The sequence below is a fragment of the Methylomonas rosea genome (genome assembly GCF_024505055.1).
GTDB classification, from domain to species: domain Bacteria; phylum Pseudomonadota; class Gammaproteobacteria; order Methylococcales; family Methylomonadaceae; genus Methylomonas; species Methylomonas rosea.
Map to the genome: position 1 here is coordinate 15828 of NZ_JANIBL010000037.1, position 21740 is coordinate 37567.

The 21740-nt window shown below is 53.4% G+C and carries 8 protein-coding genes; 5 read left to right on the forward strand and 3 right to left on the reverse strand.

The genetic code is table 11. From position 1 onward, the window contains the following. Positions 1–332 precede the first annotated feature (332 nt). The 4 genes from NP589_RS12735 (at position 333) to NP589_RS12760 (ending at position 15571) form a co-directional block, all read left to right on the forward strand. Positions 333–1421 carry a hypothetical protein gene (locus tag NP589_RS12735; protein ID WP_256607336.1) on the forward strand — a complete coding sequence of 363 codons (1089 nt, stop codon included), beginning with the start codon at positions 333–335 and terminating at the stop codon, positions 1419–1421. Beyond that, the gene (locus NP589_RS21670; protein WP_305891001.1) at positions 1418–11845 is read left to right on the forward strand and encodes a calcium-binding protein; all 10428 of its coding nucleotides are present in this window, start codon (positions 1418–1420) and stop codon (positions 11843–11845) included. Before NP589_RS12735 ends, NP589_RS21670 begins: the two co-directional genes overlap by 4 nt. Positions 11846–11991: 146 nt before the next feature. Next, positions 11992–14133 (forward strand): type I secretion system permease/ATPase, encoded by a 2142-nt coding sequence (locus NP589_RS12755; protein WP_256607337.1) that lies wholly within the window; start codon positions 11992–11994, stop codon positions 14131–14133. A 4-nt stretch (positions 14134–14137) separates the two neighbouring features. Next, positions 14138–15571, forward strand: a complete 1434-nt coding sequence (locus NP589_RS12760; protein ID WP_256607338.1) for an HlyD family type I secretion periplasmic adaptor subunit — start codon at positions 14138–14140, stop codon at positions 15569–15571. 314 nt (positions 15572–15885) lie between these two features. Here NP589_RS12760 and NP589_RS12765 read toward each other — a convergent pair whose 3' ends face one another. Further along, positions 15886–17106: a M20 aminoacylase family protein gene (locus NP589_RS12765; protein WP_256607339.1), complete on the reverse strand. Its 1221-nt coding sequence runs from the start codon at positions 17104–17106 to the stop codon at positions 15886–15888. Between the two features lie 18 nt (positions 17107–17124). Beyond that, entirely contained in the window at positions 17125–18540 is a 1416-nt protein-coding gene (locus NP589_RS12770; RefSeq protein ID WP_256607340.1) for a sigma-54 dependent transcriptional regulator, read from the reverse strand. A gap of 228 nt (positions 18541–18768) precedes the next feature. Between NP589_RS12770 and NP589_RS12775 the strand changes: the two genes are divergently transcribed. Beyond that, positions 18769–20013: an HlyC/CorC family transporter gene (locus NP589_RS12775; protein WP_256607341.1), complete on the forward strand. Its 1245-nt coding sequence runs from the start codon at positions 18769–18771 to the stop codon at positions 20011–20013. Positions 20014–20218: 205 nt separating this feature from the next. Here the strand turns inward: NP589_RS12775 and corA are convergent, their stop codons facing one another. Then, positions 20219–21496 (reverse strand): magnesium/cobalt transporter CorA, encoded by a 1278-nt coding sequence (gene corA, locus NP589_RS12780; protein WP_256607342.1) that lies wholly within the window; start codon positions 21494–21496, stop codon positions 20219–20221. Positions 21497–21740: the final 244 nt, after the last annotated feature.

Consider the following 21740-nt stretch of genomic DNA (forward strand, 5'->3'; position numbering starts at 1 on the left):
ACTTTTGGACAGGCGTAGCCTAAAAAGCTTTCCTGGATAATGCGCTAACGCGGATTGTTACCGGCAACAACGGGCTGGCCCGATAAAACACAACCGCAACCCACTTAAGCCTCTAACTACATTTTATGGAACCGGTTATCAACAGGGAGCGTGCTTGCCAGACTCTTACCCGCCTTTGCACGATATATTCTGCTTCTTTCGGAAGTGGTGACGCTTTGGATGTCGACGGGTATAACCGAGATTAATATGAAATTGCATACGACGGCAAAAGCATCCATACGGTGCGGCTGCTTCTTTCGCCTTACGGCCTTGCCAATTACTGAGATTAAGATATGGGTTGGGAACTTTTAAATTTGTTTATCGCCCCGGGGACCCTGCGGTTGATCGTCTGGGCAGTGGCGATAGGCGGTGTCGCTACTTTTTTGGTTGTGCTGTGGTTAAGCGTTTCGGCCGCCCGGCGCAATATCGCCAACCCTAAGCTCCGACACCTGGCGATGGGCGTGTTGTTGCTGATATTCCTGGTGCCGGTGGCTTACAAGCTCTATCAAAACTACCAAAGACACCAACTGATTGAAACTCAGCGCGCCGCCAAACGCACCACGATGGCTAAGGCGCTGGAGCGTTATCACGAACTGTGTAAAGGCGCCGGTGAGAAGATTTACCGGACGGTTGACGATGTCGACGGTGTGTTTTTGATGAAGCTCGAGTTCGATGAAAATTCCGGCATCAGTCAGTACAGCAACGATGCCAAGAGTCCTTATGAAAGCTTGGGGGATTTCGACAGAAGTGGGCTCTATAAAAACAGCCATGAGACCGGCTATATGAGCTTCGACGGCTACATAGCATCATTTTTACGGGACAAAGCGATTTCCGACCGGTCGACAATTGAAGATGTCAAAAACATCAAACCATTACCGGCATTCCGCTACGTCGAAGCCATCGATCCGGCAGACCACCAACGCTACCGCTATACCGGCAGCTGGCAAAAAGTCGATACGAATGATTGGAATAAATGGAGCAAACTGATTGATCAATGGGGATACATCCCCCGAGAGATGCTGGAACCGGTTAATTGGATAGACAGCGTCCGAGTCCAATTCGTATTGAGCCGCGAACCTGCCGGCAATCCCCCGCCGCGTTATGGCGTGACCTACGACGATCTGGAAACCCCTGAAGAACGCAAGATGTGGATCGCCGGCAGTGCCTTGAAAGTGATCGATCTTGAAACCGGCGAATTGCTGGGCCAGCGCATCGGTTATTTGCATGATCGCGGCGGCGGCAGCGCGGCCGCATACCGGCAGCCTTGGTCATTTGCAAAAACAGAACGAGGCTGGTCGTGTCCTGCACAAAGAGTGGTAGGACATTCCAAGCATGATTTCATATTAAAAATATTACATCCCAGATCAGGAGAAAGCCAATGACCGCATCGCCAATAACGACGTATTTGAAATATATGCAACTGCAAGTAGTTGCAGAGGCATTTTTAACCGATCAGTTTGGAAATATCTATTTACCAGGTTCTGACGAACTTAATCAGGCGTTGAAAGAAGGCAATAAACACACCAGCATACTCACCGAAACTGAAATCAAGGATTTCAAAACCAACTGGAATGTCCTGGCCCAACAAGCCAACACCGACACCGGCTTCAGCGGCACGCTGTTCCAAAGCAAGGATACTGCCAACGAATACGTCATCTCCTTCCGCAGCACCGAATTCGTCGACGACAACATCCGCGACAGTTTCGGCACCAATAATTCGATCAGCGATTACGGCTGGGCCTTCGGTCAGATCAGCGACATGATGAAATGGTTCGAAGGCTTGAATTTACCTGCCGATGCGCATGTCACCCTCACCGGCTATTCCTTGGGCGGCCACTTGGCCACCGCCTTTGCGATGTTGGCCCAGGAACGAAATTTGCCGATTACAATCGACCATGCCTATCTGTTCAACTCAGCCGGCACAGGGGGCTTAAACAATGGCGCCAGTCTCAGCCAAGTCATGCAGACTTTCGATCAACTGTGGCAAGACGGCCATCCTGACAATGCCGTGCTGGCCGAGAAAATCGGATTAAGGCCCGATTTGTACGCCAAAGCGCTTACCGCCGCTGACAATGTCATACAAGAATGGCACCGGGTTACAGACTTGCACAGCAGCGCAGGTCAAGCCAACCAATCGCCTTTAGGCGTGATGGGCGATTGGCGGTTTCATTTTGCCATGCTATTGGCTCAGGAAGGTGCGACCACCGGCGCGCCGCTGGGCGGCTCCGTGCCTTTTACGGATGTGTTACAAGGCAATCCGAACTTGTCGGATAAAATGACCGAAGTGGCGGGCTCAGGATTTTCGGCCGTGGCCGTCAGCGGTTATCGGCATACCACCGATCAAGCCATTGTTCAGATCGAAGATCAACCCTTGTTGCGAGGCACGCCCGAACACGCTGCCGACTTGATCGATAACTTCCACTTGAATTTGAAACTTTTGACCTTGACCGATAAGTGGGACGTCAACGATTTCGGCGATACGCACAGCCTGGTGTTGATGATTGATTCGTTGACGGTGATGGATACCTTCGCGGCGCTCGATTCCAATATCACTCTGGAACAATTGAACAGCCTGATCCAATCGGCCAACAACCGTAATACCGAAACTTTATTGGGTACGCAAGGCAAATCCGAAGGCGACACCTTGGAGATTTTGGTCGATAAGTTATCCAAAGCCATTCTCGGTAAGGACCCAAAGTTGAGCAATGCTAGTTACACCGACGACGCGACCGGCGCCACGGTTAACATCACCGACGGCAATTCCTGGGCAAACATTGCTTCGCGCAATGCTCTGCATCAGAAATTGGCGGACATTAGACAAGAAATAACCTTACTGACAGCGGCAGGTAAGAGTTTCGCTTTGACCGTGCTAAGCGACGCGGATACCTCCGGCATCATAAGCAAAGCGTCTCAAAACGATGCCGAAGGCTTGGCCTACCGTTTTGCATTGGTCGAACTCAATCCTTTCATCGTGACCGGCCTCGATTATGCATCGGCAAATGCAAACGGCGAGCTGGATTTGTATAACCCGGCCAATGGTACCGGCGAGCTTACCGAGCAGTATCTTAGAGACCGAGCCGCGATGCTGGATTGGAAACTCAAATACGACGGTGGTAAACACGATTACAACGATTTGATTGCAGCCAATTTCCTATCCGCAGTCACTCTAGTAACAGCGAGCAATCCGTTCATTCCTAGCGCCTATTTAGCGAGTGAGGCTTTCAAACTTTATAAGGATAAATCCTATAGCGATGCATGGGATAGCCTGCAACTTTCAGGTAATTGGACTTATACCGACAATGCCTCGATTGTCGATGGCGAGCCGCTAAAACTTGTCATTGACGACTTAAATTTATTCTCGGACGATCATCAAATCGTTTTCGGTTCAAAGAACGCAGAGCAACTTTTCGGTAGCGATGCCGTTGACAGGCTATACGGCGGCGGGGGCGACGACCTAATCACCGGCGGCAAGGGCAACGACTACCTGGAAGGCGGTACTGGCAGCGACATCTACGCCTTCATCGCCGGCGATGGCATGGACACCGTCCTGGACACCGATGGCCTAGGCAAAATTACCCTGGATGGGATTCAGGCCAAGGGCCAGACCGGTATCGATGCCAGCCAATGGCTGCATGCCGGTAACACGTGGAACGATCTCCAGCACAACATCGGTTATAACCTGGTAGTTCATGCCAATGGCACCCAGGACTTATTGATCGCCACGGCAAGTAATACCTTAATCGTCAAAAACTGGGCCGAAGGCGAATTGGGCATTAGTCTCGGCGCGGGTCAAGTACCCACTACGCCAAATGGTTTAAAGCTGTCCGGCGACCTCAAACCCCTAGACCAAGACCCCAACACCGCTGGCATTCAGATTGGCACCGATGCCCTGGGTAACGTCATCGTTGGTGCAGAAGCCGATCCCGGCCGAGAAGATACCTTGTACGACGACACCGGCAACGACTTGCTGCAAGGCCTGGGCGGCAGCGACATCCTGCTAGCCAATCGCGGCGGCGACAATCAACTCTACGCTGATCAACAACAAGACTTCCAAACTCTATACAACCAAGGCCAATCCGCAACGGGAACCGGACAACGTGGCGACTTGTTGAGCAGCGGTGCAGGTAGCGATCAACTCTACGGCAGCAATGGCCGAGACGCCCTGGCCGGCGGGGACGGCGCGGATATTTTGCTCGGTGGCGGCGACGACGATTTGCTCTACGGCGATGGCGGTATCGCCAATGCGAGCGGCGCTTGGTCCGTGACCAGTATTGCCGAGCTGGACGAAGACGGAGTGACCCATCACCGCCAGCAACTCAACGGGGCCGTCGTTCAGGCGGCGGCACTGGGCGGTAACGATATTTTGTACGGCGGCAGCGGCAACGATTTATTGGATGGCGGCAAGGGCAACGACGTATTGGACGGTGGCGCCGGCCGCGACATCCTGCAAGGCGGCACAGGCAACGACGTGCTCTACGCCGACGAACAAAACGCCGAATCCGTTCTCGGCTCGGTCCCGGCCGACCGCCTGGGCGACTTCCTCAGCGGCGGCAGCGGCGACGATATGACGATCGGCGGCGGTCGTTCCGATGCCTTGATGGGCGGCGAAGGCAGCGACTGGCTGGAAGGCGGCGCCGGTAACGACATTATCTTCGCCGATGCGGATTTCATAACGAATACCAACGACTGGACGTTCAAAAACACCGACCAAACCTACCCGGCCGCCGACGAAACCTCGCCGACTTGGAATATCGGCACAGGATTGAGTCCGGTGACCGGTCTATTGGATACCGGTCTGGGCGGAGACGACATCGTCTACGGCGGCGACGGCGGCGACTGGGTCATGGGCGGGCGCGGTGACGACGTCATTTACGGCGAGAACGGCATGGACTCCCTCGACGGCGGCGCCGGTAACGATACGGTCTACGGCGGTGCCGACGACGATGGCTTGGACGGCGACCTGAACTCCAGTCCGGACCAACACGGTGACGACTACCTGGATTTGGGGGATGGGCAAATCCAACAATTCGCTCGCGGTGGTGGTGGCAGCGATACCATTATGGGTGGCAATACTAACGACATCATCGAAGGCGACGATATGCGTGTGGGCTACACCGCCTATTATCACGGCAATGACTTCATCGATGCCAAGGGCGGTAACGATACCGTTTTTGGCGAAGGCGGTGCCGATACGATTTATGGCGGTTCGGGAAATGACTATCTACAAGGGGATGCCGAAGGTATTGATAGCCAATATCAAGGCAATGACCAATTATTCGGCGAAGAAGGTGACGACACCTTGATCGGTGACAGTGGCGATGATTTACTCGATGGCGGTGCCGATAACGACACTTTACTCGGCGGCGCAGGCAACGATACGCTTACCGGCGGCGCCGGTGTGGATTATTTCGATGGCGGTGCAGGCGACGACACTTACTCGGATCTCACTGCGGAGGACGTGATCTTTGACAACCAAGGCAGCGACACTATCGAACTGTTAGGTGCAAACGGGCTGGCTGCGACAGGCGCCCTCAGCAAAACCGGAAACTCAAGCTTGGCCGTCAAGCTGGATAACGGCGACGTGCTGAACCTGGCCAATGTGTTTTACGGTACCCATTACAACTTAAAATTTGCAAATAACGCGATCATTGATCTTGAGGCCATGATTGGCAACACCCTCACCACTGCCGTTTCGCTGGGGCTGGACGACAACGGCGGGCGCTTATACGGCGGTGCTGGCAACGACACACTCCACGGCGGTGCGGGCAACGACGCACTCAGCGGCGCTTTGGGTGCCGACAAACTCTATGGCTACGCAGGCGATGACACCCTGAACGGTGGGGCCGGCAACGACATCCTGTATGGTGGCGACGGTGACGACACCTTGATCGGCGGCGCGGGCCAGGACTTGCTGCTGGGTGGTGCCGGTAACGACGTGTATCAACTGGATACCAATGCCGCTCCCGATCTGATTACCGATAGCCAAGGCCAAAATCTGATCCGTTTCGGCACCGACCTCGACCGGGCTCAGTTAAATGTTGCGGTTGTTACTATTGCCGGCCAAGCCGCGCTGACCTTGAAAGTGGCCGGCGTCGAACTGGCCACCCTCACCCAAGGACTGACGACATACCGCTTCGAATTTGCCGACGGCAGCCAAATGAGTGCGGAGGAATTCGTGTTGAATTTTCGCACCGATATCGTCACCCAAACCGGCGATGACAGCGATAACACTTTGTTCGGCGGACGCGCTGCCGACAGTCTTTCCGGCAATGCCGGCAACGACACACTGTGGGGCGGTGCCGACAACGACCAATTGCTCGGCGGCTTGGGGTCCGACGACTACCACTATCGACTGGGCGACGGCCACGACATCATTCAAGAAACCGATGGCGCCAATGCCGGCCAAAGCTCGCAAGACCGCGTCGTGTTCGGTCCCGGCATTGAGGTAAGCGACGTGGTCTTTAGCCACCGGGCCAATGGAGATTTGTCGCTCAGCGTCGCCGGCCTGGCCGATGCCATCACCGTGGTCGGCTGGTATGCGGATCCCGCTCAGCGCGTGGAAAATTTCGTGTTTGCCGATGGCCAGCAAGTCAATGCCGATAGTCTGCTGGCACTGCCGTTAGCGCCGCAGCTTGGCGGTGCCGACGATGACAGTTTGGTCGGGAGTGCGTTTCGCGACATTCTGCGAGGCGGCAACGGCAACGATCTGTTGGCTGGTAACGGCGGCAACGACGAACTGTATGGCGAAACGGGTACGGATAGCTACGTGTTTGCCATGAACAGCGGCGCAGATCAAATATTCGAAGTGGCCGGCGAAACCTCTATCATCGAACTTAACGATTACGATTTATCGCGTTTGGCCGGTACCCGCGTCGGCGACGACTTATTACTGAGCGTCAGCGGTGCCGGCGACAGCATGATCTTGAAAGATTTTTATACGCAAAATCACGATTGGCAAGTTAAAACACAGTCAGGTACATCGCTTAGCGTTGCCGAGCTGCTATCCAACAACGCAGCCTATCTGGCCAGTCGTAGTGAGATGGAAGCGTTGCAGGACCATTGGCTCGCGGATGTTCGAGATAGCGTCACTCAGGCGCAAAAAGCGGCAGGTATCGTAACCACCTCCGGAGAGATGTCTTTTCAATTTGACATTAGCCAAACGGTGACCAGTTATGCGCGGGCCAACGGTTACGGCGGATGGGTTCCGTCGAATGAGGCTAGCTACACATTTAATCGGCCGGCAGTGGCGATTGGTGGCGTCAATTTTATACCTTATGTAAGCGACAGCGCCAATATTACCTATGAAGTCGGTTCATCTGCTTCCATTGTTAAGAACTTAATCGTCGACTGGAGCGGGCCGGAAGTGGCTTCAAGCTCACGCGTTTACTCCTCGACAACCGGACACTATCTGTACACTACGGAGCAATTAGTTAGTCTTATTCTATCGCTAGGGGTTAGCGGTATGGAAAATCCTTATGTGTTTACCGAAACCCCGCTGTATACCGCCACCACCACGACGACCCACTATACCGGCACGGTACGGTCGATGACGCCCGCGGACGGTACGGGTTACAGTGCCGACAATGTTCAGGCGCAAAACTTTTTCCAACTGGGTAACTATCCGACTACGCTGTCCATGTCCGTAGCGAACTCGGCTATCATCATCGACCAGGTCACGGCAGGCGATAGTGATAACACCATTCGATATTCGGGCGACTTAGGCATTGTGCAAGGCGGGGCCGGCAATGACACCATTCGGGTATATGGTTATGGTGTTTCGATTGGCAATCAGTCGTTCAGTAGCCAACTTTTCTTGGATGGTGGTGTGGGTAACGATTTGATTGTCGGTGGTTTCGGTAGAGATACCATCGTCGGCGGCAGAGGCGACGACACGCTACGCGGTGAAACCGGCGATGATCGTTACTACTTTCTCGCAGGCGACACCGGCACCGATCTGGTGTATGACGTGGGCTATGGTGGCCCGGTAGAAAATGACACCGTAGTGTTCGGTGAAGGTATCACACTGGCCGATCTTAGTTTCTCTTGGGGCAGCGAAGCATTGCCAGGCTATACCTACGGTAGTTACAACGAATCGCGCGTCCGGATGTTTCAAACCTTGGACGTCACCTGGCAACCCGGCTCGGTAGCCAGAATAGTCATGCCCACACCATTTCTCAATAGTGGCGGAGACACCGTTGTCAGCAACGATTGGGAGCAAACCGGCATCGAGTATTTTGAGTTTGCCGATGGCAGCCGCATGAGAATGACGCAAATGTTGGCGTCTGCCAATGTGCCGGTTCGACCTACTCTGGGCCGTCCAGGTGACAATATTGTGGTGGGTACGGTGGGCGCTGACGAGCTGCAAGGATTATCAGGGGCCGACGATTTGTATGGTGGGTTTGGCGCGGATACGCTAATTGGCAACGCCAGCGACGATTGGCTGTTCGGCGGAGCCGGTGATGACCGCCTGGAGGGTGGGATTGGTGATGACAGCTATTACTTTCTTGCGGATGAAGTCGGGACAGATTTGCTGTATGACTTGGGGTACGGTGGATACAGTAGCGGCGGTTACGGCGGTGATTATGGAGGAAGTTATGGCGGCGGTTATGGAGGAAGCTATGGCGGTGACTATGGTGGAGATTATGGCGGAAATAACGATACTGTTGTGTTCGGTGACGGTGTCAGTCTATCTAACTTCAATTTTGCTTGGAACGAGGAGGCATTGATCTCGGCGGTTGATGGCGGCACTCAGTGGTATCAAACCTTGGATATTACCTGGCAACCGAATTCTACCGTCAGAATTGTCATACCGCGCGCCGATAGAAACGACGCCGAGCAGATAGGCATTGAATACTTCAAATTTGCCGATGGTAGTCAGATGACAATGGCACAAATGCTGTCGCTAGCCGGACCATCCCCTGAACATAGCCCCCTCATTAACACCCCGTTGGCCGATCAAGTGGCTACGGAAGATATGCCTTTTTCTTACACTATTCCACAGAATGCATTTGTCGATCTCGATGCCGGAGACAGCTTGCGCTATAGCTATGATGGCTGGCCTGGGTGGTTGAATTTTGATCCGGAAACCTTGACCTTTAGCGGAACACCGCCTTTTAGCGGCGCTACGGATCTTTACTCACCCAGCGATTGGTGGAACGTTAAAGTTACTGCCACTGATCGATTCGGCGCATCGATCAGCAATAGCTTTATGTTAACCGCAAATCCTATTAATAAAGTCACGGGGACCACGAGCAGCGACAGTCTGTTGGGAACGGCTCTGGCCGATGAATTAATCGGTCTGGTCGGATCCGATCAACTGGATGGCGGATCAGGCACCGATAAGCTGATCGGTGGTTTAGGTGACGATATATTAAATGGTGGAGCCGGTGACGATCTGCTTTACGGTGGTGATATAGAAGACAGTGCGATGGCCACACCGATCACTCAGTTAGTCATCAATGCCAAGGCTAGTTTACTGAACGACGGAGTCGGTGCGCGGATGGATGTGTATATCGATGGCCTACTTAAAACCAGCTTTAGTGTCACCAATACCCAAAACTATCAAGCCTACACGGTAGACCCGGCATTGCTGGGTGTCGAAGGACACCGGATCGAGGTGGCTTTCAGCAACGATAGCGCCATTGCGGGCACGCCGGCGCAAGACCGCAATCTGTTTGTGAGCGGTATTGTTCTGAATGGCGTCGCCATTGCCACCACTGCCGCCGGCGTTTATTACGACATTGGCGCTGGGACCACGGCGCTGGACGGTCAAAACTTGTTGGCCGGTCAAGTGACAATGCCGTGGAACGGTGCTTTGCGCTTCAATCTGGATGGCAACGACCGGCTGGATGGCGGCATAGGCGCGGACACCATGATAGGCGGATTCGGGAACGATATATACATCGTTGACGATGTTGCCGATGTAATCGATGAACATATCGACAGCGGTATAGATATGGTGCAGAGCACCATAGACTATGACTTGAAAAACGCCGCTAATGTTGAAAACCTTATGCTGGTGGGAGCAGATGCGCTAGATGGCACCGGTAATGCACTAAACAATACCCTCTTTGGCAGCATGGCTGGCAATTGGCTGGACGGTGATCTGGGGGTTGATCGCATGGTCGGAGGTCAAGGCAATGACTACTATATGGTCGACAACATCGGCGATGTCGTCGTGGAAAACAGCGGCGAAGGCACCGATACCGTGTTGTCAGAGGTGAGTTACAGCTTGTCCGCCAACGTCGAAAATCTTTCCTTGACCGGCACTGCCGCAATTAATGCGACCGGCAATATGCTGAACAATATCCTGGAAGGCAACGTCGGCAACAACACCCTGAATGGCGATGCCGGCGACGACACCCTGAAAGGTCAAGCCGGTAACGACAGCGTTAATGGTGGGGCCGGTAATGATGTGCTATACGGCGGCGATGTCATCGATGCCGTGCCGGCCACGCTTGTTAACCAATTGGTGATCAACGCCAAGGCCAATTTGTTGAACGATGGCATCGGAGCCCGGATGGACGTGTATATCGACGGTGTGTTGAAAACCACCTTCAGCGTTACCAACACCGCTGCTTATCAAGATTACATCGTTGATCCTGGTTTACTGGGTATCGGCGCGCATCTTATCGATATCGCCTTTAGCAACGATGCCGCGATAGCCTCGCCACATCAGGACCGCAACTTGTATATCAATACCATCACAGTTAACGGGCAGAGTATCGCGAATACCGCCGACGGCGTTTATTACGATATCGGCGCGGGTACGGGGGCTTTAGACGGTAAAAATCTGATTGCCGGCCAAGGGGTGATGCCGTGGAACGGCGCGCTACGTTTCAACCTGGACGGCAATGATCGATTGGACGGCGGAAGCGGCGCGGATACAATGGCCGGCGGTTTAGGCAACGACATCTATATCGTCGGCGAAGCTGGCGACAGCGTGATCGAAGCGGCAAATGCGGGTATCGATCTTGTGCAGAGCAGCATCAGCTACGATCTGAGTCAAGCCGCCAATGTTGAAAATCTGACCTTAACCGGTTCGACCATCATCAACGCCATCGGCAACGCGTTGGACAACACCTTACTGGGGAATGCGGCGGACAACCGGCTGGATGGCGGTTTGGGCATCGACCGATTAGCCGGAGGCCTCGGCAACGACACCTACGTGGTTGATAACGGTAGCGATGTGATAGTGGAAAACGCCAATAGCGGTATCGATACGGTCGAGTCTTCCGTCTCATGGACCTTGGGTGCCGAATTGGAAAACCTGACCTTGACCGGCTCAACAGCCATCAATGGTACAGGCAACGCGTTGAACAACGAGCTCAAGGGTAACAGCGCCGTCAACAGCCTATCCGGCGCGGCCGGTAACGACACCCTGGATGGCGGCGCAGGCGCGGATACGCTGACCGGCGGCACCGGCAACGATACCTATGTCCTGGGTCGGGGCTACGCTGCGGATACGGTCGTGGAGAACGATGTCACGGCCGGCAATACCGACATCGCCCAATTCCTGTCCGGCATCACCGCTGATCAGTTGTGGTTCATCCACTCCGGTAACAATCTGGAAGCCAATATCATCGGTACCTCGGATAAGCTAGTGTTGAAAGACTGGTATACCGGCACCGCCAACCACGTCGAGCAGTTCAAAACTACTGACGGTGCGTTGACCTTGCTGGACAGTCAGGTGGAAAACCTGGTGTCGGCGATGGCCGCGTTTGCCCCGCCGGCCGCCGGTCAAACCACCTTGCCGACCGATTACCAAACCGCGCTGGCGCCGGTGATTGCGGCGAATTGGCATTAAACGACAGGCGTGAAGCGCTGGATAACAGTAAAGAGCAGAAATGAGTCAGTCTGACTCATTTCTGCTTTAGCCTTTATCTAGCGTCCCCGGTCGTCAACATCCCACTTACTGTTCTTTCTTTACTTTCAAGCTAAAGTGCACATCCAATGACAACCATCTCTCCCCCTAGCGGTGCTCCGGCCGCTCCCCTCGATACCGGCTTGGCCTGCCTGGCGATGCTGGCCCGTCTGCACGGCGTTGCTGTCGATCCGGATCAGCTGGCTCACCAGTTTCGGCCCAGTGGTCAGCTATTTGGGGATGACGATATTCTACTGGCGGCCAAAACGTTGGGTTTGCAGGCCAAGCGGGTCAAGACCTCACTGGCCCGCCTGGATAAGACACCGCTGCCGGCGGTGGCCGTTTCATCTGATGGGACGTTTTTCGTCCTGGCCCGCGTCGATAACGGTCAAGTCTTGATCCACGACCCGGCCGCTGCCCGCCCCGAACAAATGCCGTTAGAAGCTTTCGCTAAGCGTTGGTCCGGTACCCTGATCTTGTTTACCTCGCGGGCTTCGCTGGCTGCCGAACTGGGCAAGTTCGATTTCACCTGGTTTATCCCGGCCGTCGTCAAATACCGCAAGTTGTTACTGGAAGTGTTGCTGGTCAGTCTGGTCTTGCAGCTGTTTGCCTTGGTCACACCGTTGTTCTTCCAGGTGGTGATGGACAAGGTATTGGTGCATAGAGGTTTTACCACCTTGGACGTGATCGCCATAGGCTTGTTGGTGGTGACCCTATTCGAAGTGTTGCTGACCGGCTTGCGCGGCTATGTGTTTGCCCACACCACCAGCCGCATCGATGTCGAACTGGGAGCCCGGCTGTTTCGACATCTGTTGAATCTACCGATGGCCTACTTCGAAGCCCGCCGGGTCGGTGATTCAGTGGCGCGGGTGCGCGAATTGGAAAACATTCGGGCCTTTCTGACCGGCAATGCGGTAACGGTGGTGTTGGACTTGTTGTTCTCGGTGGTGTTTCTGGCGGTGATGGCCTATTACAGCGTGGACCTGACCTTGATCGTCTTGGTGTCCTTGCCCTGTTACGTCTTATTATCGCTGTTATACACGCCGCTATTGCGCGGCCGCTTGCACGAGAAATTCAATCGCGGCGCCGAGAACCAGGCCTTTCTGGTGGAAGCCATCTCCGGCATTGGTACCGTCAAGGCCATGGCGGTTGAGCCGCAACTGACACGGCATTGGGACAAGCAACTGGCCGGTTACGTCTCAGCCGGGTTTCGTACCGCCAGTGTTGGCCTGTTCGCCAACGCCGGTGTGACCTTGATCGGCAAACTGGTGACTGTTGCAACGATGTGGCTGGGCGCCCGCCTGGTCATCGACGGCGAACTCAGCGTCGGCCAGTTGATTGCTTTCAACATGCTGGCCGGCCACGTCGCGCAACCGGTGATGCGGCTATCGCAGCTATGGACGGACTTTCAGCAGACCGGCATCTCCATGCAACGGCTGGGCGATATTCTCAATAGCCGCGGCGAAGCGGCCGGGAACAAGAGCAGCTTACCGCCGATACAGGGCAAAATCGAGTTTGACCAAGTGGTGTTTCGCTACAACCCGGACGGCTCGGAAGTGCTGCGCGGCATCAGTCTGGACATCGCCGCCGGCGAAGTTATCGGCATCGTCGGCCGTTCCGGTTCCGGCAAGAGTACCTTGACCAAATTGCTGCAACGCCTGTACGTACCGGAACGTGGGCGGGTGTTGGTGGACGGCATGGATTTGGCCTTGGCCGACGTCTCGTCCCTGCGCCGGCAGATCGGCGTGGTGTTGCAGGAAAACGTGTTGTTCAACCGCAGCATCCGCGACAACATCGCCTTGACCGATCCCGGCGCACCGTTACCGCAAGTGATCGCCGCCGCCAAACTGGCCGGCGCCCACGATTTTATCCTGGAATTGCCGGAAGCCTACGATACCATGGTCGGCGAACACGGCTCCACCCTGTCCGGCGGCCAACGCCAACGTATCGCCATTGCCCGAGCCTTGATCAGCAATCCGCGTATTTTGATCTTCGACGAAGCCACCAGTGCGCTGGACTACGAATCCGAGCGCATCATCCAGAACAATATGAAAGCCATCTGCCAGGGTCGTACCGTCATCATCATCGCCCACCGCTTGAGTGCGGTACGCGATGCCAACCGCATCGTGGTGATGGATAGAGGCCAAATTGTCGAAGCCGGTAGCCATAGCGAACTGTTGACCCACGAGTTGGGCCATTACAGCCGGCTGAATCGCTTACAGATGGGATAATACGATGTTGAAACTTCAAGCAAGCCTGGATCTATTACATCGCTACCGACAAGCCTTCCGAAACGTCTGGGCTCGTCGCGCTGAACTGGACAGCGTTCCTCGTCTGGCGCACGAAAGCGCCTTTCTGCCCGCTGCACTGGCCTTACAGGAAACTCCCGTCTCACCGGCACCCCGCGTGGCGATCTGGCTGTTGGTCGGCTTTGCGCTGTTGGCAGTACTGTGGGCCTGTTTCGGCCGGATCGACATCGTCGCCACTGCCCAGGGTAAGATTGTCCCCAACGACAGGGTCAAGACCATCCAGCCACTGGAAACCGCCACGGTCAAAGCCATCCACGTCAACGATGGCCAAGCGATCAAGGCCGGCGATGTGCTGATCGAGCTGGACGCGACCGCTGCCGATGCCGATACCGCTAGTATTGCCAACGATTTACGCACCGCCCAACTGACGGCGGCCCGTGACAGCGCCTTTTTACAGAGTCTGGCAGCCATGCAAAGCGGCAGACAACAAAAGCCGCAACTCCAGGCGCCGGACGCGATGCCTACGGCACAAGTCCAACACGAACAACGTCTGTTGGATGGCGAATGGCAGGAACTAACCAGTAAGCTGGAACGCCTGGAAGCCGACAAGTCCAGCCGTCAAGCGGCTTTGCGTTCGGTGCAGGCCACTGTGGCTAAACTGGCGCAGTCCGCACCGATTGCCCGCCGACTGGCTGAGGATTATCAACAATTACAAGCCAAAAAATTCGTCTCCAGCCACAACTACCTGGAACGCGAACAGGCCAGGATAGAGCAGGAAGGCGAACTGGCGACGCAGCGGGAAAAGCAACAGGAACTTGGCGCCGCGATTCAGGAAGCCGCCAAGCAACAAAGCGAACTGCTGGCCGCCGCCCGCCGAACCGCTTTGGATAGGCTGCACGACAGCGAACAGAAAATCGAAACCTACACCCAGGCCGGTATCAAGGCCCGCCAGCGCGGCCAACTGCTGACCCTAACCGCACCGGTGGACGGCATCGTCCAGCAACTGGCGATTCACACCGTCGGCGGCGTGGTCACCCCGGCGCAACCGCTGCTGATCGTGGTCCCGGCCGACCAAGCGATGGAAATCGAAGCCTTTGTCGAAAACAAGGACATCGGCTTCGTCAATCCAGGCCAGGAAGCCGAAATCAAAATCGAAACCTTCCCTTACACCAAATACGGCACCCTGCACGGCGAAGTGTCGCATGTCTCCAGTGACGCCATCAACAACGAAAAGCGCGGCCTGATTTACTCATCCCGAGTCAAACTGCCGCGCACTACCATGGCGGTCGAAAACAAAACCGTCAACCTAACACCGGGTATGGCGGTGACGGTGGAAGTCAAAACCGGGCAACGACGAGTGATCGAGTACTTCCTCAGCCCATTGATCGAACACGTGGGAGAAAGTTTGCGGGAGCGGTAAGTTTGAATGGCTCAGCCGTGGCTAAAAAGCCAATCGCATCGGCGCCGCCAGCTGTTTGGTATCGGAATATGCATCGTTAACTATGGCAGTTCCAGGGCGGTATGAAATTGCTATGGTCGATGCCGTACCGTCTATGTGCTATTTGCATCAGTATGATGCTTTATTACTCAATTTTCTCAGCCGAAAGGCGTTTTAACTGAGTCGATAAGGTATTTATTTTTTAAGCGGCCATGTGTCACACACTTAAACTGGGCCTCCAATGTATTTCACGGTGTGACACCGAATAACGTCCTGCAAAAGCCGTTTGAAACCTATTATTCAGCTGGCAGACACGCTTCCACCAATCTCACCCAATACGTCGCTCCCAAGGGCAAAATATCATCGTTAAAATCGTAACTGGTGTTATGCAGGGTACAAGGGCCTGCGCCATGACCAATACTACGATGATCGCCGGAGCCGTTGCCGATGAAGCAGTAGCTGCCGGGTAATTTTTGCAGCATAAACGCAAAATCCTCGGCACCCATCGTGGCTTTTTGCTCAAGAACATGGCGCTCGCCGACAATGCGGGTCATTACGCTACGGGATGTTTCGACTGCCAGACCGTGATTAACCGTCGGCGGATAGCTACGCTTAAATTCAAAATCACATTCCATCCCGTGTGCCAGACAAATATGCCGGGCTATCTCCCGCATGCGGGTTTCGATCAAATCCAGCAGTTGAGTGGAGAATGTGCGTACCGTGCCCGCCAGTTCGCAGGTATCGGCGATGATATTGGTTGCCTCGCCCGCGTGCACCATGGTTACCGAAATCAAACCGTTATCCAAGGGATTGGCGCTGCGAGTCAAGATTGTTTGAAACGCCATAATCATTTGCGCCGCCACCGGTACCGGGTCCAATCCTAAATGCGGCAATGCCGCATGACAGCCCTTGCCGCGGACGACGATGCGAAAGGTATTCAAGGATGCCATCACCGGTCCGGGACTGACGGCAAATTGTCCGGCCGGCAATTCAGGCCAATTATGCATGCCGTAAACCGCTTGCATCGGAAACAATTCGAACAGGCCGTCCTTGATCATCTCATCGGCGCCGCCACCACCCTCTTCTGCGGGTTGAAATATCAGATAGGCGGTACCATCAAAATGCCGCTGGGTTGCAAGATATTGCGCCGCAGCCAACAGCATAGCCGTATGACCGTCATGCCCGCAGCCGTGCATTTTGCCTGGGTGCCGTGAGGCATGCGCAAAGTTGTTGGTCTCGTGCATAGGTAAGGCGTCCATATCGGCACGCAAGCCGATAGCATTACCGGAACTCCCTGCTTTGATAATCCCGACTACACCGGTTTTACCCAAACCACGATGAAGCGGGATCCCCCATTCGGTCAATTTTGCCGCCACCAACTCCTCGGTACGAACCTCTTCGAAGCACAACTCCGGGTGGGCGTGTATATCGCGGCGCAATTCGCGGATGCCGGCAATATTGGCGACAATTTCCGGTATCAGAGCGGCTGACGACGATTCTGCATCGATTGTATTCATTGGGAGCCATTAAGCGGTCTAAGCCGCATCGGTTTTGCGCAGCTTTTCCACGAGAGTGGTTCTACGCATATTCAGCAGCTTGGCCGCATGGGCAACAACGCCATTGCATTCTTCCAGAGCCTGGCGTATCAATTCGTTCTCGAGATCGGTCAGATATTCCTTAAGATCGATACCTTGTTCTGGTAAATGTACGGCCGCGACCGCGCCAGGAGTCGGCATCGCCAGCGCTTCGCGCTCGGCCGGCCGCACGATGTGAATGTCTTGCTCCGGCAAGGAAATCTGCACGCCTTCCGGCACTTCATAGCCCTGGAATTTTTCAGGTAAATCCCCGACGTCGACACTAGCATCCGGACTAATGATAGCTAAACGCTCGATCAAATTAGACAGCTCTCGGACGTTACCGGGCCAACTGTGCTGCATCAAGGTGGCGATTGCGCGGGGCAATAAACTGACGGTTCCCCTGTTGGCGGCTTCCATGCGCGCAACCAAATCGTTGATTAAATAAGGAATGTCTTCCGCTCTTTCCCGCAAGGCGGGCACTTCGATCGGAAACACGTTCAGACGGTAAAATAAATCTTCACGAAAGCGCTTTTCAGCGATTTCCTGTTCCAAGTGACGATGCGTCGCAGCAATAATACGCACATCGCAATGGATGGTTTTATTGCTACCGACCCGCTCGAAGGTGCGTTCCTGCAATACTCTTAACAACTTAACCTGCATCGGCATCGGCATATCGCCAATTTCATCCAAAAACAGCGTACCGCCTTCCGCCATTTCGAAACGACCTTGCCGCGAAGTCAACGCGCCGGTGAATGCGCCCTTCTCATGACCGAATAATTCGCTTTCCAGCAGTTCGCCTGGAATGGCGCCGCAATTGACCGGCACGAACGGCCTGTCTCTGCGCGAGGATGCACGATGTAGCGCTTGCGCCACCACTTCCTTACCCGTTCCGGATTCGCCCAATATCAACACCGTGGCGTCGGATTTGGCGACTTGATCAATTTGGGCGCGGGTTTTTTGAATGGCTTTGCTTTTACCCGCCAGACCCTTATCCGGTAGCGATTTTTTAGTTGCTTGAGCGGGCTGCGGCAAGCTGTCGAGTAATTGAATCAATTGCGGGTAAACAGTCGGCCACTCTAAGGTTTTGCTGACCATTTGTTGAATGGCGCTAACCACTTGCGGCCCACCCGCGTCCACCAGCAAAACCACCGGTATATCGCCGACGCTTTCGGTGACGGTTTTGATCAAGCTGGCTTGCTTATCGCCGCCGCAGCCGACAAATATCGCATCGAAACCACCGTGCTCTCTGAGCAGCGCTTCGAAATCGCTACTGGCAACCGTCTCCACCCGATATTCCAGAAACCGGAGTATACCTTCCACTTGCTGACTGCGGTGGGTGTTGTCATCAATGAGCAAAATTTCTGGCAAAGCCATGCGTATAATCTCTGCAAACTACGTTGTTTTAAGGCGGAAGGGTGTTGCTGATTTTAAGTTAAGCATCGAATCCGGTTATTGTCAAAATGGCCCCATTTCAAGCTATTGCATAGTTTAGTTCATGTTGTTTACATCGATTGACTAATCAGCAATCCAATTTTGCGGCTTGACAAATTTTCCACAACATAGAAACTAGCCCAATGTTTAATAGCCAAGAGCCCTGTTGCCTTGAACGACATATCCTTGAGTATACTGTTCGGTATACTGGCAGCCCTACTGATCATTTCAGCTTTTTTTTCCGGTTCTGAAACCGCCCTGATGACGCTGAACCGTTATCGGTTGCAGCATTTGGTAAAAAAAAATAATAAGGGCGCCATTAAAGCCCATCAACTCCTGAAAAGGCCGGAGCGTTTGCTAGGCCTTATTCTGCTGGGCAACAATTTTGTCAATATCCTGGCATCCTCCTTAACAACTTTGATCGCCATCCGCGTTAGCGGAGACAACGCTATAGCCCCGGCTATCGGCCTGCTGACTTTCGGCATGCTGGTATTTTCCGAAGTGACCCCAAAAACCTTGGGCGCACTCAAGCCTGAGTTACTGGCGCTAGTGTCCTCCTGGATTTACATTCCATTATTAAAAATATTTTATCCCTTGGTATGGATGATTAACTCTATATCCAGCCTGTTATTATGGCCGTTCGGCATTAAAAGCACGAGTAATACGGCTATCGAATCGCTCAATAAAGACGAGTTAAAAAGTATCGTTTCGGATGCCAATCATTTGCCGACGCGCTATCAAAATATGCTGTTGAGTATTTTAGACCTGGAATCTGCCAGCGTTACCGACATCATGACCCATCGTAACGAAATTGTCGGTATTGATCTGGAAGAATCGGTTGAAGATATTATCAAGCAGTTACAAAACAGCCCACATACTCGCCTACCGGTATACAAAAAAAATATAGACCGGGTGATAGGTTTTCTACATTTACGTACGATTTTGGCGCAAATCAGTGACCCTGATTTTGACAAACACAATATCACCAATAGCCTATCCAAGCCTTTCTTCATACCGGCCAGCACCTCGATTCATAAACAAATGCAAATCTTTAAGGCCGAAAAACTCCGTATTGGTCTGGTGGTAGACGAATATGGCGACGTACAAGGATTGGTAACGCTCGACGACTTATTGCAAGAGATTGTCGGCGAATTGGTCTCCGAAGAACCCGATATAAAGATGCAAAAAGACGGTAGCTACCTGGTGGATGCCGGCGTAACCATCCGCGAACTCAATCGCATCACTCATTGGGATTTACCCACCGAAGGTCCGAAAACCTTGAATGGCCTGGTAATCGAATATATGGAAACCATTCCGGAACCGGGCACCAGCGTCAAGTTACATGGGCACATCATTGAAATAATTAAGCGCGATGAAAACGCAATCAAGCTGATTAAATTCAATCCCAAACGCTAACCAAAATTTATTTTAGGCAAAAAAAAGGCGGTTATTTTTAATAACCGCCTTGGAAGCAATAGGAAGAAATATAACGCAACTTTTAACTATCAAACCGAACGAAAAAGCTAGGTTAATGATAGTTGCGAAAATTTCAAATTCAAATGTGGCATATTGTCGCAGGCTGCATTTGGGCTTTAAATGGCCCAGAGTTATTGCCAATCGCTCATCTCAACCAACCCTTCCTTTTAAAGAAAATAAACGGCAACAATACCGAGACAGTCATCAATCCGAGTGCAAAAGGATAGCCAAGCATCCACTGCAATTCCGGCATATTCTCAAAATTCATACCGTAAATGCTGGCAATCAAGGTGGGCGGCAACATAGCCACCGAAGCCACCGAGAAAATTTTGATCACTTTGTTCTGGTTGATATTGATAAAACCGACCGTGGCATCCATCAGGAAGTTGATCTTGTCGAACAAAAACGCAGTGTGGCTATTAAGCGATTCTATATCCCGCAGAATTTGCTGCGCATCCTCCAGCTGCGTGGTATTCAGCAATTTGCGGCGAATCAGAAACGACACGGCGCGCTGAGTATCAAGCATATTTCGGCGGATTCGGCCATTCAAATCCTCCTCTTCGGCAATATCCGTCAAAATATCCGCAGCTTCTTCGTCGCTAATATCCTGGCTTAATACTTTTTTGCTGACAATTTCCAACTGTTCGTAAATATTCTCCAGTGCATCCGCGGAATACTCGGCTTCGGCACCGTATAAATCCAGCAACATATCCTTGCAATCCGAGACAAAGCCCGGCTGCGTGCGTGCGCGTAAACGCTGTAAACGAAATACGGGCAATTCTTCACTACGTACCGAAAACAGCATCTCGCCGCGCAATATGAATGCGACCGGCACACTGCGTGACTTACCTTCGCGATCCAGTAAAAAGTCCGAATGGATATGAATCTCGTGCTGATCCTCGACGTAGAACCGGGCGCTGGCTTCCAGATCGGTCAAATCCAGTGGGTCGGGTAACTCCAGGCCATAATGTTGCCCGATAAGCAGCCTTTGCGCCTTGCTTGGCGCCAATAAATCGATCCAGATCGGCTTGATGGCGTACAAATCGTGGCGGCAGGTAATCGCCACCTTGGCGAGGCGACCTTCGACCAACTCGAATGCACTCATCTGACCCACGCCGCAATGCGGTTCTCGGTCGCCGACCAAATCCTCGCGCAAGCTATCCGACAATTCCCAAAGCACATCGTCCTGCCTGGATTCCTCGACCTGCTGCCAGACCAAGTTCGCATCCTCCAGGTCCAGAGCATGCAGAATTTGACCTATTTCGATAGCAGACAGCCGCCCCAACAGACTACGCAGCTCCACCATGTGCTGCTTTTGTACCAAAGCGGTGATCAGCTTGCGGCGCGGCATGGGCTGATTGTTCAGCATACCTTCGACAAGCTTATGTTTTTTCAACAAATCGTTGATTGTTTGTAACGACAAGAGCAACTCCGGAATAAAGCAAGCACCAAATTTTTTATTCGGCGGGTATAAAACGGCTAACTTTAAACCAAAACGCTGACAAAAAATCCGTCGCCGCTCTTCGTTGAACGGCGAACTTCAGTAAATTTAGACAAAAGCACTTAATTTTGATGACACATCAAACGATGGCTTGATGCAAACCATCTGCTTGAAGTAGTCGCTGACAGATAATTTACACAATATGCAAGTCACCACGCCGCGCAAA